The following is a 12,949-nucleotide window of genomic DNA, read 5'->3' on the forward strand; positions in this document are numbered from 1 at the left end:
CCCGAGCCCGAGCCGGCGGCCGAGCCGGCGCCCGCGCCCGCGCGGCGCCGGCGCGCCTCGTCGAAGTCGGTGACGGATGCCGCATCCGGCGACGCGGCGCCCGAGAGCGCCGCACCCGCCGAGGCCGCGGCGCCCAAGGGCTCCCCCAAGGCGGTGCAGTTCGTCGCCCCGGTCGAGCCCGGTGCGGACGACGCGGCCGCCGGCACCACGCGCAACCCGGGTCGGCTGCTCCTCAAGGCGCTCGAGCTGCTCCGTGCGAAGAACGACCAGGAGTGGCAGGGGTCGAGCGCCGTCAAGAACCAGATGCTGCGCATGGACCCGTCGTTCCAAGAGCGACGGCTGGGCTTCCCGACGTTCACCGACTTCCTGAAGTCGCGCGGCGGCGTCGTCGAACTCGACGAGACGCCCGGGAACAACCGGGTGCGGATCCGCCCGAAGAAGGGCTGATCGGAGGCGGCCCGCAGCGGGCTCAGCGTTCCGAGTCGGGCTTGCCGGTCGGGCCGTAGATCACGATCGCCACGATCGGGATGATCAGGAACCACAGCCACGACCACACGAAGCCGCCGGCGAAGCCGAACAGGAAGAACAGCGCCAGCGCGAGGAACGGCGTGAGCGCCATCACGGTGTCGCCGACGCGTCCGCCGAGCGCGCGCGAGGTGCGCGCCGGCCCGGACGCGAGTGCGGTGGATGCGGGCGGCGGCGGGAGGGGCGGCCCCGGCGTTCCGGTGGCGGCCGACGCCGCGGGGGCTGCGGCCCACGGCTCGGACTCCCACGAGGGTCCGGCCGAGGGCAGGTCGGCGAACAGCGGCACGAGGTCGCCGCGCGTCACCGCCGCGCGCGCGGCGGCGGCGCGTTCGTCGTACTCGGGCGAGGTGATCCGGCCCTCGACGTGGAACTCGGAGAGCCGCGTGACGGCCTCCTCCCGCTCGGCGGTGCTCAGTCGTTCGTCGGGCCGGTCCGGGTTGGCGTATCCGCTCATGCGCCCAGCGTGCCCGATCCGCTCGGGCGCGCGAAAGGGGCGAACGGCCCGCGGTCGATGCGCGCGGCCGTCCGCCCCGAAGCGCGGGTCAGGCGCCGACGCCGGTCGCGTTCGCGCCCGGCTCGTCCTCGGTGCCGCCCTCGAGCGCGCCGCTCGCGTCGGGCACGCCCGGGACCTCGCCGTCCTCGGTGGGCGGCGGCTGGATGTTGTACGACGACATGTCGTCCGGGGGCGTGTCCTCGTCGCCGCCCTCGGCCGGCTGGTCGGGGTGGCGGCGCTCGTCGGGGGCGCCGCCCTCGCCGAAGCCCTCGGCGGGTTCCTGCGGGTGCTCGCCGCCCCGGGGCGTGTTGATGTCGCTCACGTTCGCACTCCCTCCGCGGCGCGGGCGCGCCGTCGCCCCCAAGTCTGCGCGGGCCGACGGACGGCTGTCAGGGGGTTGCGCGACCGGGCGGACGGGCTGAGGATCGACCCCGTCGGGCCCGACCGCATCGGCTACGGTGTGGTCAGACGAGACGTCGGAACGAGAGGGGGATGGTGAAGCGCCAGGTCCCGAACCCGCGTGAGCTCGCCGAGCTCCTGCGGTTCAAGCGACCCACGCTGAACCCGACCGATCGCCGCCTCGAGAGGGCGCTCACGATCGCCGACCTGCGCGACATCGCGAAGCGCCGTACGCCGAAGGCGCCGTTCGACTACACCGAGGGCGCGGCCGAGGGCGAGATCTCGCTCGCGCGCGCACGGCAGGCGTTCCTCGACATCGAGTTCCACCCGTCGATCCTGCGGAACGTGCCCGTCGTCGACACGAGCCGCGAGGTCCTCGGCGGCACGAGCGCGCTGCCGTTCGGCATCGCCCCCACGGGCTTCACGCGCCTGATGCGGGCCGAGGGCGAGGAGGCCGGGGCCGCCGCGGCCGGCGCGGCCGGCATCCCGTTCACGCTCTCCACGCTCGGCACCACCTCGATCGAGGGCGTGAAGGCGGCGAACCCCACCGGGCGCAACTGGTTCCAGCTCTACGTCATGAAGCAGCGCGAGATCTCGTACGGCCTCGCCCAGCGCGCGGCCAGGGCCGGGTTCGACACCCTGCTCTTCACCGTCGACACCCCGGTCGCCGGCGCACGACTGCGCGACCGGCGCAACGGCTTCTCGATCCCGCCGCAGCTCACCCTCGGCACGGTCCTGGACGCCCTCCCCCGCCCGGGATGGTGGATCGACTTTCTCACCACGCCCAAGCTCGAGTTCGCCTCGCTCTCCTCCACCGGCGGAACCGTGGCCGAGCTGCTCGACGCGGCGATGGACCCGACCATCTCGTTCGCCGACCTCGACGAGATCCGCGAGCTCTGGCCTGGGAAGATCGTCGTCAAGGGCGTGCAGACCGTCGAGGACGCCAAGCTCCTCGCCGACACCGGCGTCGACGGCATCGTGCTCTCCAACCACGGCGGGCGACAGCTCGACCGTGCGCCCGTGCCGTTCCTGCTCCTGCCCGACGTGGTGCGCGAGGTCGGGGACGACCTCGAGGTGCACCTCGACACCGGCATCATGTCCGGCGCCGACATCGTGGCATCCGTCGCCCTCGGCGCCCGCTTCACCCTCGTCGGTCGCGCCTACCTCTACGGCCTCATGGCGGGCGGCCGCCGCGGCGTGGACCGCGCGATCGACATCCTGCGCAGCGAGATCGTGCGCACGATGAAGCTGCTCGAGGTCGCGACGCTCGACGAGCTGACCCCGAAGCACGTGACCCAGCTCGCCCGGCTCGTGCCCATCGCGCGACCCACCGCGCTCGCCGCCGAGGCCGCATCCGAGCGGATGCCGGTGCAGCTGTGAGCGGCGGAGGCGCAGCGCGCCGCTTCGCGATCGGGTCGTACACCCCCGACGGCCCGGGACCCGGGCTGCACCTCGTCGAGCGGTCCGCCGACGGCGAATGGCGGGTCCTCGCGTCGGCCGAGGCGTCGAACGCGTCGTTCGTCGCACGATCGGGTGACCTGCTCGCCGCGGTCGGCGAGGACGAGTCCGGGTCGGTCTCGACCTTCCGCGTCGTCGGCGACGCGATCGAACCGGTCGACTCGGTCGAGCACGGCGAGAAGCACCCGTGCCACGTCGTCGTCGATGCGGCGGCGGGGGTCGTGCTCGTCGCCAACTACGGCAGCGGCTCGGTCACGGCGGTGCCGGTCGACGCGGCGGGGTCGCTCGGCCGGCCCTCCACGCTGGCGTTGCCCCCGCGGACCGGCCCGGTGGCCGACCGGCAGGAGGCACCCCACGCGCATCAGGTGGTCCCCACCCCGTGGGGCACGCACGTCGTCAGCGACCTCGGCGGCGACGCCGTCCACGAGTTCGCCATCGACCCGGCCGAGACGACGGATGCCGCGACGGCGACCCTTCGCATCGTGCGCACCATCGAGCTCGCGACGGGCACGGGCCCGCGCCACCTGCTCGTCCGCGACGGCGTCCTCCACGTCGTCGGCGAGCTCGACGGGCGCCTCCACTCGTTCGAGGTCGACGCGACCTCGGCGCGCGCGGCCGGCACCGAGCCCGCCGTGGTGCGGCCGCCTGCCGATGATGACGACGTCGTCCAGCCGTCGCACCTCGACGTGGCCCCGTCGGGACGGCAGTTCACCGTGACCGTCCGCGGTCGCGACGCGGTGTCCGTGTTCGATGCGACGGATGCCGCGCACCCGCGCGTGGCCGCGGAACACCCCATCGGCGCCCGCTGGCCGCGCCACCACGCGCACCTCGACGACCGGACGGTCGTCGTCGCCGCTCAGGAGGGCGATGCGCTGGTCGAGGTGGACCTCGTCACGGGCGGGACGCGCCGCGTGCTCGACCTCACCGCGCCCGCCTGCATCCTGCCGCTCGACTGAGCGCCGGCGCGGCATCCGCTCAGTCGGCGTCGATGAGCTCGAGCAGCTTCTTCGCGGCGTCGCGGATCTCGTCGTGGCCGTACTGGCCCGCCCGGCTCTCCAGGGAGATCACGGCGCAGCGGTGCACCTTCGAGAAGTCGCCGTACGGGAACGTGTAGGCGCCCTTCGTCTCGTCGTTCTCGTCGTCGTCGACCCCGAGGTGCCAGTGCCGGTACTCCGTCCACCCCTCGCGGTCGATGAAGCGGTTCTCGTCGGCAGCGGCGGGCGCGTGCTCGCTCCAGTCGTCGCGCTCGTCGCGCACCACCCGGCCGTCGCGGACCAGCGACCGGGCATGCCGCAGCGCCGTCTCGTTCAGCCGGGTGGCCACGTCACGCCGCCCGCTTCATCCGGCGGACCCGCGTCTTCGCCGTCTTGCGGGCCTGCTTCTGGTCGGTGGGCGTGGTCAGTCCGGCGAGCGCGGTGCGGAACGCGCTGAGCACGGCCATGCGCGACGGCTGCTTAACCTGCGCCCGCTGCTGCTTGATCGTGCCGGACCGGCTGCCCTTCTTCGAGGCGTCCTTCGACGATGCGCGGCCGCCCGCGGTGCCGTAGCGCACCGAGACGCGCTCGAGCCGCGCCGACGAGCGCCGGGCGACGCGCTCGGCGGCGTGGGGACGATCGGATGCCGCGCGCTTCGCGTCGTCGATCCGGGCCTGCTCGGCCTTCGCCGCGGCCTTCACCTTCGACTTGGCCGGTTCCGGCAGCGAGGAGGCGAGCTTGCTCGTCTCCTTGCCGGCCTTCCGAGCTTCCTTGACGGCACGCTTCGCGGCCCGTCGGGCCTCGCGGTCGGTCGTGGTCTTCGTCATGCGCGATCCTCCTCCTACTTCTTCAGCACCCGCAGCGCGGAGCCCTTGTGCGCGGCACGCGCGCCGGTCTTCTCGCTCTCGACGATGAACGCGGGTTCGTCGGAACTCGCCGTGAAGCGCTGCCCCTCGAACGTGAAGTCCGACGTCCGGCGCTCGACGACCCTGCCCCTGGTGCGTCCCTGCGACGTGGCCCAGCTCACCCGGTCGTTGACGGCGACCATGCACTCCCCTTCGCGTCGCGGCGGACCGGTGCCGGCCGCCTCCTCGTGAGGCTACGCCGGGCGGCATCCGCACCCAACCCCTTGACGGGTCGCGGCGACGCCGTGCGCGGGCAGGCGCGCCGTGCCTACGATGACGCCATGGACGTGCCATCGATGTGGAACCTCGACGGTCGCGTGGCGATCGTCAGCGGCGCCGGCAGCCCGCACGGGATCGGATTCGCGACCGCCCGTGCGCTCGGCGAACTGGGGGCCGGGATCGTGCTCACCGCCACGAGCGAGCGCGTGCACGAGCGCGCCGAGGAACTCCGGCGGGCGGGGATCACGGCGACCGCGATCATCGCCCGCCTCGACGTCGAGGAGCAGGTCGACGACCTGGCCGCGGAGCTCGCCTCCGCCGGCATCCGCCCCACCATCGTCGTGAACAACGCCGGCATGATCGCCTCGGGCGATCCGGAGATGCTGCACGGCGACGGCACCATGAGCCTCCCCGACTGGAATGCGCACCTCGCGATGAACCTGACCACCGCGTTCCTCCTGACCCGTGCGATGCTCCCGGGCATGCGCGACGTCGGGTGGGGCCGCGTCGTCTGCATCTCGAGCGTCTCGGGCCCGCTGATGGCGTCGCGCGGCGACGTCGGCTACGCCACCGCCAAGGCCGGCATGCTCGGCTACGTGCGGGCGCTCGCGGTCGACGAGGCTGTCTTCGGCATCACGGCGAACGCCGTCGCCCCGGGCTGGATCGCCACCGCGAGCCAGCTGCCGAGCGAGGCGGAGGAGGGGATGCTCGTCCCCGTCGCCCGCAGCGGCCGCCCCGACGAGGTGGCCTCCGCGGCCGCGTGGCTCGCGACGCCCGGGGCCTCGTACGTGACCGGCCAGCTCATCGCCGTCGACGGCGGCAACACCGTCGCCGAGGAGCGGCGCTGAGTCACGCGGTCCGGCCGGGGTCGGTGATGCCGGCGCGGTCCGTGGCGGTGGCGCTCGGCCACACGTACGGCAGGTCGGGCGGCACGTCGGCGGCCGTCTCGGCGTAGTACACCGGGTCCTTGCGGAGCAGGTTCGACCGGTGGGAACGGTGGAAGGCCTCGTTGCCGACCCACGGCGGGACCACGATGTCGCCCGCGCGGTACCGGTTCGCGTCCGCCGCCACCACGTCGAGCTCGACCAGCGTCTTCGGCCGGCACGTGTCGGCGTGACCGCGACGCTCCCACTCGTCGCAGACCGCGTCCTGGTAGGCCATGAGCGCCGGTCGATGGCCGCGCCACATCTTCACCACAGGATGGTGCCGCCAGCCGTAGCCCGGGATCGTCAGCGCGCGCATCACCTGCAGGGTCTCGACGCGCTGCTTGCCCAGCCGCACCGAGTCGAGCGCGGCCGCGCTGCGATCGAAGTCCGCGAAGGGCAGGAACGTCTGCATCGCATGCCTCCCCCGCGCCCGCGGCGCCTCGCGTCCGACCACGCTAGGCGCCGAAGGGAGAGGGCGCGACGGGTTGACGCCGCCGCGCCCGCCCCGGTTCAGTTGGCGAGCCGGAGGCCGTTCCAGCCCGAGCCGATGAGCGTCGAGCCGCGCCATCCGCCCTGGCCGTCGCCGCGGTAGAGGAAGAGCCGGCCGGAGGAGTCCCGCGCGATCAGGTCGGGTACCCAGTCACCCGAGAAGTCACCGGCTCCGGCGATGGCGGTGAAGCCCCGCCAACCGGAGCCCACCTGGCGCTTGGGAAGCCAGCCGCCCGAACCGTTGCCGGGGTAGAGCCAGAGCCGGCCGGCCGAATCGCGCGCGAGCACGTCGACGTGCTGGTCGCCGTCGAAGTCGCCGGGTCCGATGAGGGCGGTGAACCCCTGCCAGCCGGACCCGATCACCGTGGGTCGGTCGCGGAAGCCGCCTACGCCGTTGCCCGGGTAGAGGAGGAGTGCGCCGGCCCGGTCGCGCGCCATCACGTCGACGAAGCCGTCGCCATTGAAGTCGCCCGGGGCGAACAGGCTCGTGAAGCCGCCCCAGCCGGGGCCGAGATTGACGGACCCCGCCCATCCGCGATTGCCGTTCCCGCGGTACAGCCACAGGTCGCCGGCGGTCGACCGCCCGATCAGGTCGGTGTACCCGTCGTTGGAGAAGTCGCCGACCGGGAAGACGATGTCGAGGGTGTTCCACCCGAAGCCGACCTGGTCGCCGGGGGCCGCCCATCCGCCGTTGCCGTTCCCGGCGTACATCAGCAGCTTGCCGGTCGAGTTGATCGCCAGGACGTCGTCCCGCCAGTCGCCGGAGAAGTCGCGGTTCGGCCCGTCGACCGCGCGCTCGAGCCGGATGTCGACGCGCTGCTCCTGCCCCTCGTCGACGAGGACCACCCCGGACGGCGCCAGCCCGACGCCGCGCTCGGTGACGGCGAACCCCCGGACCACGTAGTAGTCCGGACCCAGCCCGCTGAACGAGAAGGTGCCGTCGGCGGCGACCTCCGCCTCGGCGACGTTCACCCATTCCCAGCGGTCCCAGTCGAAGACGTGCAGCCAGACGTACTGGTCGAGTGCCACGAGTCCCGCCGGCAGGCCGGTCATCCGGCCGGTGATCGTCGAGACGAGCTGCATGACCGCGTCGATCCCCTCGACCACGGCGCCTTCGCCCAACTCGATGGGCACGGGTGCACGGAACTCCGTGGCCCGCTGCCAGAACTGCGTCGCGTACCGCTCCTGCGGATCGACGAACTCCACGATCCAGCGGTCGGCCACCTCGTCGATGCCGGAGATCTCCCACCGGCCGTCCGCCCCGGAAACGACCTGCCGCATCGCGACCGGGCTCTCCGGCTGGTCGTCCGAGTACCCGTACGCGGTGACGGTGATCCCCGCGAGCGGCGCATCGTCCATGTTCTGCACCGCGCCGCGCAGGATCGCACCGTCGGCGACGACCTCGGAGGTCGCGGACGACGTGTCCACCGACTGACCCGTCGCGATCGTCGCGCCGTCGGGCGCCCCGTCCAGCGGCCCCGGCGGCGCGGCGGGCGACTCGACGGCCGCCTCGAGGAGCGCAGCCGGATCCCGATCGGGTTCCGATACGGCCGAGGCCGGGGCCGCGGCGAGCTGCAGGGTGGTGAGGATGAGCGCCCCGCTGAGGAGACCGGACAGGGTGCGGGACAGGGCCGCAGATCTGCGCGACATCGTCGCCTTTCCGCACACGTGGTGTTCGGGAGCCACGCTGCTAGCGCGAACGTAGCAGCGCCGGTCCGCCTCGCGAGGCGACCGCGGCACTTGTCACCCGAACGGGGGTGCAACAGGCGCCCCGAGCTCACTCCCGCGCGGCACCCGGCATCGGACGGCGGCGGTCCGGCGCGTGGGCACCCGCCCGCCGTCCGCGTCCGAACCGCAGGGCCAGCCCCCACCGCGTCACGCGGAGCATCGCCTCGAGCACGATGTCGACGCTCATCTTCGAGCTGCCGCGCTCGCGCTCGACGAACGTGATGGGCACCTCGACGATGCGCAGCCCGGCGAGCGCCGCGTGCCACGTCATGTCGACCTGGAACACGTACCCGCGGGTGTGCACCTCCTCGAGGTGCAGGTCGCGCAGCGCCTCGGCGCGGAAGACCCGGTAGCCCGCGGTCGCGTCGCGCACCGGCAGGCGCAGCATCCACCGGGAGTAGGCGCTTCCCGCGCGCGAGAGCCAGATGCGACGCGTCGGCCAGTTCACGACCGCACCGCCGGGCACCCAGCGCGAGCCGATGACGACGTCGGCGGGCCGGCCCGCGGCATCCGTCGACTCGAGGCCCGCCAGGAGCTGCGGCAACTGCTCGGGCAGGTGCGACCCGTCGGCGTCGAGCTGCACCACGGGGTCGTGTCCGCGCGCGAGCGCCCAGTCGAACGCGGCGAGGTACGCGGCGCCCAGCCCGGCCTTGCCCGCCCGGTGCAGCACGTGCACCGCGGCATCCGCTCGCGCCAGCTCGTCGGCGAGTTCGCCGGTGCCGTCGGGCGAGTTGTCGTCGACCACGAGCACGGATGCCGCCGCCACCGCCGTACGCACGCGCGCGACGATCTCGGCGAGGTTGTCGCGCTCGTTGTAGGTGGGAATCACCACCAGCGGCCCGGTCATGCGTGGCTCCTCAGGTCGCGACGGCACGAGTGGAATCGTACCTGCGCTCCGCACGGGGTCCGAACCCGCGGATGCCGCCGCCGACCCCCAGTCCGGGGTGCCCGCCATAGCACGCCGGGGTGTGCGACCGGCCGGTCGGCGCCCACCCTTGCCCGGGGGCCCGCGTGGTGCTGGACTTGCGCCACACCACACCACGCACCAGGGGGACGCATGCCGTACATCGAAGTGGGAACCGAGAACTCCGCACCGATCGAGCTCTACTACGAGGACCACGGCGTCGGCCAGACCGTCGTGATGATCCACGGCTACCCGCTCGACGGGCAGTCGTGGGAGAAGCAGCAGCGGGCCCTGCTCTCGTCGCGCCACCGCGTGATCACCTACGACCGCCGCGGGTTCGGCCGGTCGAGCAAGCCCGCGACGGGATACGACTACGACACGTTCGCCGCCGACCTGAAGGTCCTCCTCGACACCCTCGACCTCACCGACGTCGCGCTCGTCGGGTTCTCGATGGGCACGGGCGAGGTCGCGCGCTACCTCGGCGCCCACGGCAGCGCCCGCGTCGCGAAGGCCGCGTTCCTCGGGTCGCTGCAGCCGTACCTGCGGCAGACCGACGACAACCCCGCCGGAGCGGCACCCGACTTCGACGGGCTGAAGGCGCAGGCCGAGGAGGACCGGTTCGCCTGGTACGACTCGTTCTTCGAGAACTTCTACAACCTCGACGAGAACCTCGGCTCGCGCATCTCGGAGGCGGCTGTGCGCGCCAGCTGGGCGACCGCAGCGCAGGCGTCGTGGTACGCCGCCTCGGCCTGCGTCGACACGTGGCTCACCGACTTCCGCGGCGACATCGAGCGGATCGACGTGCCGTCGCTCATCCTGCACGGCACCGCGGACCGCATCCTGCCCATCGACGCGACCGCGCGGGAGTTCGCGAAGCGCCTCACCGCCGCGCAGTACGTCGAGATCCCGGGCGCCCCGCACGGACTGCTGTGGACGCACGCCGACGAGGTCAACGCGGCGCTGCTGACGTTCCTCGCGGACTCGCTCGATTAGCGGGCTAGCCGCGCAGCGCCTCCACCAGCTGGGCCTTCGGCATGCGCGAATAGCCGGTCAGTCCGCGCTCCTTGGCGATCGCGCGCAGCTCGGCGACGGTCTTCTTCCCGAGGTCGTCAGCGGATGCCTCGGTGGCCGAGCGCTTCGGCGCGGCCGGCTGCTTCGCGGCGGCGGGCTTCCCGGCGGCGGGCTTCGGCGCGGCGGCCGGCTTCTTCGGGACGGCCGGGGCCGACTCGGCAGCAGCCGGCTGCGGTGCCGCCGCGGCACGGGCCGCAGCCGTCGCCTCCTCCGGCGCCGTGTCGGCGGGCTCCGCCCGGGTCGACGTCGAGCCGTCGGCCGTGCCGCGCTTGCGCAGCTTGTCGAGGCTGCGCTCGAGGTCGCGGACCTTCGCCCGCGCCGCCTTGTCGGCCTGCTTCGCGAGCCGCGCCGCTTCGGCGACGGCGGCCTTGGCGGCCTCGACGGCCTTCGCGGCGGCCTTCTGGGCGGACCTCGCCGCCGAGTCGGCCTGCGCCGCGGCATCCGTCGACGTGGCCTTCGCCTTCGCGCCGGACTTCTTGTCGGACTTCTTGTCGGCCTTCTTGCGCGCCATCGTCGCACCTCCGGTCATCGCGGTCCTGGGTCTCGCTGCATCGTAGCGCGGCGATCGCGGGGACGCCGGGCGACGACCTCGGCCGGCACGCGAACGGGCGGATGCCGCGGGCTCGCACCCGTGACATCCGCCCGCTCGATCAGCCGACTGCGGTGCGTTCGCTCAGCGACGCAGCTCGAGCGTGCAGCACTTCACGCCGCCGCCGCCGAGCAGCAGCTCGGACAGGTCGACGCCGATGGGGTGGTAGCCGGCGTCGCGGAGCTGCTGCTCGAAGCCCTTGGCGCGTGCGGCGATGACGACGTTGCGGCCGTCGCTGTAGGAGTTGAGGCCGAGCACCGCGGCGTCCTCCTCGGAGACGAGGATCGCGTCGGGGTAGCGCTCGCGGAGGATCTCGAGCGACGGCTCGTCGAACGCGCTCGGCAGGTAGGCGATGTGCTCCTGGCCGGGGCGGGAGTCGAGCACGGCGATCGCGGTGTCGAGGTGGTAGAAGCTCGGGTTGACGAGGTTCAGCGTGACGACCTCGCGGCCCGTGATGCGGCGCAGCTCGTCGTGGCTCGACGAGTCGCTGCGGAAGCCGGTGCCCGCGAGGATCACGTCGCCGACGAGGAGGAAGTCGCCCTCGCCCTCGTTGGTCTCGACGGGCTCGCGCACGTCGAAGCCGGCCTGGCGGAACCAGTCCATGTACGCGGGACCCTCGGCCGCGCGCTGCTCGTGGGTGAACTTCGCCCCGTAGGCGATGCCGTCGATCACGGTGCCGCCGTTGGCCGCGTAGACCATGTCGGGCAGGCCCTCGACGGGGTCGATGAGCTGCACGTCGAACCCGAGCCCGACGTAGGTGTCGTGCAGCACCTGCCACTGCTGGACCGCGAGCGCGGTGTCGGTGGGCTTGGCCGGGTCCATCCACGGGTTGATCTGGTAGACCACGGTGAAGTGCTCGGGGCGGCACATCAGCACGGTCTTCTTCGACGGGGTGCGTTCGGGTGCGGCGGTTCGGGTCTCGGTCTCGATCACAGTCGACATCTCACTCCTCATGAGGTGTTCGGGAGCCGAGCACGGCGGCGCGCCGCCGACCCGGCCGGTGGGGTGTCGGCGGACCAGGTCGCTCTTGTCGAGCCCCGACGGCGTGCTCGGGATGCACGCGCGGCGGGACGCCACCTCCAGTGTGCGACGAACCGGGCTGGAGTTCTCGGCATCGTGCACAGGATCCGTGCGCGTTGGGCGACCCGACGCAACGAATCACGGGTGGCGGAGGGCGCCGCCGCGTGTTTCCGCCGCATTCGCCCGCCTCGAGCGCGCACCGATCGTGCGCGGCGCGCGGTCGGGTCCGGCCGCGGCGGTGGTTGCCGCCGGTGGTCGCGCTCGGGCAGGCTGAGCGGAGTCCGGTCCCTGCGCCGGCAGGACGAGGAGACCGGATGTCGAACGCCGAGCGCATCGCCGCACTCCAGCGCATCGCGTACGGGGCCGGGGCGAGCGACGCGGAGCGGCGACGCGCGCTCGACGCCCTCGAGGTCGTGCGTTCGGGCGCCGTCGGCTCCGCCGACCCCGAGCCGCCGGCATCGAGCGCGCTCGGAAGCACGGCACCGGACGACGGGGCGACGACCGCCGAGGCGACCGGACCGACGCCGCCCGCCGAGGGGCACGTCGACGACCCCGTCGCGGACGATCCGGACCCGCTCGGGATCGGCGCGCTCGGGGGCGCGTCGTCGCCGTCGGTCATGCGGACCGTGGGCGTGCCGACCGCCGTCCTCGTGGGGGCGATCGCGCTCGCGATCGGGTTCAGCGCGGGCTGGGCGACGGCGTCGATCGCCGCCGCCGAACTCGTCGCCGAGGGCGCCGACGGCCAGGGCCAGGACGACGTCACGTTCCCCCTCGGGCTCGAGCCGCCCAGCACCCTCGTGGGCCCGATCGACGAGACGCCGGTGGCCGACGTGTTCGAACGCGAGCCGACGGCCGCCGACCTGGCCGTGGACCCGTCGTTCTTCGCGGCCGGCGACCTCATCCCCGAGAGCCTGCGGCTGCTCGCCACCCGGTCCGACGGCGTCGCCGTGTGGGCGGCGCGCAGCTCCTCGGGCGAGCTCTGCCTGCTCCTGCGGGTCGACGAGGTGAGCGGCGGGAGCACCTGTACGGTCGATCGCATGTTCCCGTCCGAGGGTCTCACCATGCAGACCTTCATCCAGTCGCGCGGGTTCTACGCCGTCTCGCTCGAGCCGACCGGCGACCTGCGGATCAGCGTCGAGGGCGTCCGGGCCTCCTCGGGCACCTGACGCGGGCCGGGAGCGGACGTTCGGGCCCGTGGCTCGGAGCTGGCGCCCGGAGCCGTCGCCCGGAGCGGTCGCACATCCGATTC

At 73.4% G+C, this 12,949-nt stretch carries 16 protein-coding genes; 6 read left to right on the top strand and 10 right to left on the bottom strand.

Going from position 1 to position 12,949, the window contains the following annotated elements; genetic code table 11:
• On the top strand, window positions 1-447 hold a 447-nt coding region (locus tag AVP42_RS05070; protein ID WP_197466961.1), incomplete at its 5' end, for an OST-HTH/LOTUS domain-containing protein.
• A 22-nt stretch (window positions 448-469) separates the two neighbouring features.
• Here the strand turns inward: AVP42_RS05070 and AVP42_RS05075 are convergent.
• The gene (locus AVP42_RS05075) at window positions 470-979 is read right to left on the bottom strand and encodes a DUF1707 domain-containing protein (RefSeq protein ID WP_067946761.1); all 510 of its coding nucleotides are present in this window, start codon (window positions 977-979) and stop codon (window positions 470-472) included.
• A gap of 88 nt (window positions 980-1,067) precedes the next feature.
• Window positions 1,068-1,340, bottom strand: coding sequence for a hypothetical protein (locus AVP42_RS05080; protein WP_067946763.1), 273 nt, complete (start codon window positions 1,338-1,340; stop codon window positions 1,068-1,070).
• 170 nt (window positions 1,341-1,510) lie between these two features.
• On the opposite strand from AVP42_RS05080, the gene AVP42_RS05085 reads away from it, so the two are divergent.
• The gene (locus AVP42_RS05085; RefSeq protein WP_067946765.1) at window positions 1,511-2,797 is read left to right on the top strand and encodes an alpha-hydroxy acid oxidase; all 1,287 of its coding nucleotides are present in this window, start codon (window positions 1,511-1,513) and stop codon (window positions 2,795-2,797) included.
• Window positions 2,794-3,831 (top strand): beta-propeller fold lactonase family protein, encoded by a 1,038-nt coding sequence (locus AVP42_RS05090; protein ID WP_067946767.1) that lies wholly within the window; start codon window positions 2,794-2,796, stop codon window positions 3,829-3,831. Before AVP42_RS05085 ends, AVP42_RS05090 begins: the two co-directional genes overlap by 4 nt.
• Window positions 3,832-3,850: 19 nt before the next feature.
• On the opposite strand, the gene AVP42_RS05095 is transcribed toward AVP42_RS05090, so the two are convergent.
• From AVP42_RS05095 to AVP42_RS05105, 3 genes are read right to left on the bottom strand one after another with little or no spacing between them, the layout of a single operon-like run.
• On the bottom strand, window positions 3,851-4,198 hold the full coding sequence (locus AVP42_RS05095; RefSeq protein WP_067946769.1) for a hypothetical protein: 348 nt from the start codon (window positions 4,196-4,198) through the stop codon (window positions 3,851-3,853).
• Window position 4,199: 1 nt separating this feature from the next.
• Window positions 4,200-4,676: a hypothetical protein gene (locus tag AVP42_RS05100; RefSeq protein WP_067946771.1), complete on the bottom strand. Its 477-nt coding sequence runs from the start codon at window positions 4,674-4,676 to the stop codon at window positions 4,200-4,202.
• Between the two features lie 14 nt (window positions 4,677-4,690).
• Entirely contained in the window at window positions 4,691-4,897 is a 207-nt protein-coding gene (locus AVP42_RS05105) for a DUF2945 domain-containing protein (RefSeq protein WP_067946773.1), read from the bottom strand.
• A gap of 138 nt (window positions 4,898-5,035) precedes the next feature.
• On the opposite strand from AVP42_RS05105, the gene AVP42_RS05110 reads away from it, so the two are divergent.
• The gene (locus AVP42_RS05110) at window positions 5,036-5,821 is read left to right on the top strand and encodes an SDR family NAD(P)-dependent oxidoreductase (protein WP_197466962.1); all 786 of its coding nucleotides are present in this window, start codon (window positions 5,036-5,038) and stop codon (window positions 5,819-5,821) included.
• Between the two features lies 1 nt (window position 5,822).
• Here AVP42_RS05110 and AVP42_RS05115 read toward each other — a convergent pair whose 3' ends face one another.
• From AVP42_RS05115 to AVP42_RS05125, 3 genes are all read right to left on the bottom strand, one after another.
• Window positions 5,823-6,311 (bottom strand): MSMEG_6728 family protein, encoded by a 489-nt coding sequence (locus AVP42_RS05115; RefSeq protein WP_067946776.1) that lies wholly within the window; start codon window positions 6,309-6,311, stop codon window positions 5,823-5,825.
• A 98-nt stretch (window positions 6,312-6,409) separates the two neighbouring features.
• Window positions 6,410-8,038, bottom strand: a complete 1,629-nt coding sequence (locus AVP42_RS05120; protein ID WP_067946778.1) for a VCBS repeat-containing protein — start codon at window positions 8,036-8,038, stop codon at window positions 6,410-6,412.
• Between the two features lie 127 nt (window positions 8,039-8,165).
• A complete protein-coding gene (locus tag AVP42_RS05125; RefSeq protein WP_067946780.1) occupies window positions 8,166-8,963 on the bottom strand; it encodes a polyprenol monophosphomannose synthase in 798 nt (265 codons plus the stop codon).
• A gap of 210 nt (window positions 8,964-9,173) precedes the next feature.
• Here AVP42_RS05125 and AVP42_RS05130 point away from each other — a divergent pair, with 210 nt between their 5' ends.
• On the top strand, window positions 9,174-10,013 hold the full coding sequence (locus AVP42_RS05130; RefSeq protein ID WP_067946782.1) for an alpha/beta fold hydrolase: 840 nt from the start codon (window positions 9,174-9,176) through the stop codon (window positions 10,011-10,013).
• Window positions 10,014-10,017: 4 nt separating this feature from the next.
• Here AVP42_RS05130 and AVP42_RS05135 read toward each other — a convergent pair whose 3' ends face one another.
• A complete protein-coding gene (locus tag AVP42_RS05135) occupies window positions 10,018-10,602 on the bottom strand; it encodes a Rho termination factor N-terminal domain-containing protein (protein ID WP_157356737.1) in 585 nt (194 codons plus the stop codon).
• A gap of 162 nt (window positions 10,603-10,764) precedes the next feature.
• Window positions 10,765-11,622: a dimethylargininase gene (gene ddaH / locus AVP42_RS05140; RefSeq protein WP_067946785.1), complete on the bottom strand. Its 858-nt coding sequence runs from the start codon at window positions 11,620-11,622 to the stop codon at window positions 10,765-10,767.
• Window positions 11,623-12,014: 392 nt separating this feature from the next.
• Here ddaH and AVP42_RS05145 point away from each other — a divergent pair, with 392 nt between their 5' ends.
• Window positions 12,015-12,866: a hypothetical protein gene (locus AVP42_RS05145; RefSeq protein ID WP_067946787.1), complete on the top strand. Its 852-nt coding sequence runs from the start codon at window positions 12,015-12,017 to the stop codon at window positions 12,864-12,866.
• Window positions 12,867-12,949: the final 83 nt, after the last annotated feature.

The organism is Agromyces sp. NDB4Y10, assembly GCF_001620055.1.
Taxonomy (GTDB): domain Bacteria; phylum Actinomycetota; class Actinomycetes; order Actinomycetales; family Microbacteriaceae; genus Agromyces; species Agromyces indicus.

Coding starts and splice junctions, on each gene's coding strand:
- AVP42_RS05075 (WP_067946761.1), bottom strand. CDS start 979: ATGAGCGGATACGCCAACCCGGACCGGCCCGACGAACGACTGAGCACC.
- AVP42_RS05085 (WP_067946765.1), top strand. CDS start 1,511: ATGGTGAAGCGCCAGGTCCCGAACCCGCGTGAGCTCGCCGAGCTCCTG.
- AVP42_RS05100 (WP_067946771.1), bottom strand. CDS start 4,676: ATGACGAAGACCACGACCGACCGCGAGGCCCGACGGGCCGCGAAGCGT.
- AVP42_RS05105 (WP_067946773.1), bottom strand. CDS start 4,897: ATGGTCGCCGTCAACGACCGGGTGAGCTGGGCCACGTCGCAGGGACGC.
- AVP42_RS05110 (WP_197466962.1), top strand. CDS start 5,036: ATGGACGTGCCATCGATGTGGAACCTCGACGGTCGCGTGGCGATCGTC.
- AVP42_RS05115 (WP_067946776.1), bottom strand. CDS start 6,311: ATGCAGACGTTCCTGCCCTTCGCGGACTTCGATCGCAGCGCGGCCGCG.
- AVP42_RS05120 (WP_067946778.1), bottom strand. CDS start 8,038: ATGTCGCGCAGATCTGCGGCCCTGTCCCGCACCCTGTCCGGTCTCCTC.
- AVP42_RS05125 (WP_067946780.1), bottom strand. CDS start 8,963: ATGACCGGGCCGCTGGTGGTGATTCCCACCTACAACGAGCGCGACAAC.
- AVP42_RS05130 (WP_067946782.1), top strand. CDS start 9,174: ATGCCGTACATCGAAGTGGGAACCGAGAACTCCGCACCGATCGAGCTC.
- AVP42_RS05135 (WP_157356737.1), bottom strand. CDS start 10,602: ATGGCGCGCAAGAAGGCCGACAAGAAGTCCGACAAGAAGTCCGGCGCG.
- ddaH (WP_067946785.1), bottom strand. CDS start 11,622: ATGTCGACTGTGATCGAGACCGAGACCCGAACCGCCGCACCCGAACGC.
- AVP42_RS05145 (WP_067946787.1), top strand. CDS start 12,015: ATGTCGAACGCCGAGCGCATCGCCGCACTCCAGCGCATCGCGTACGGG.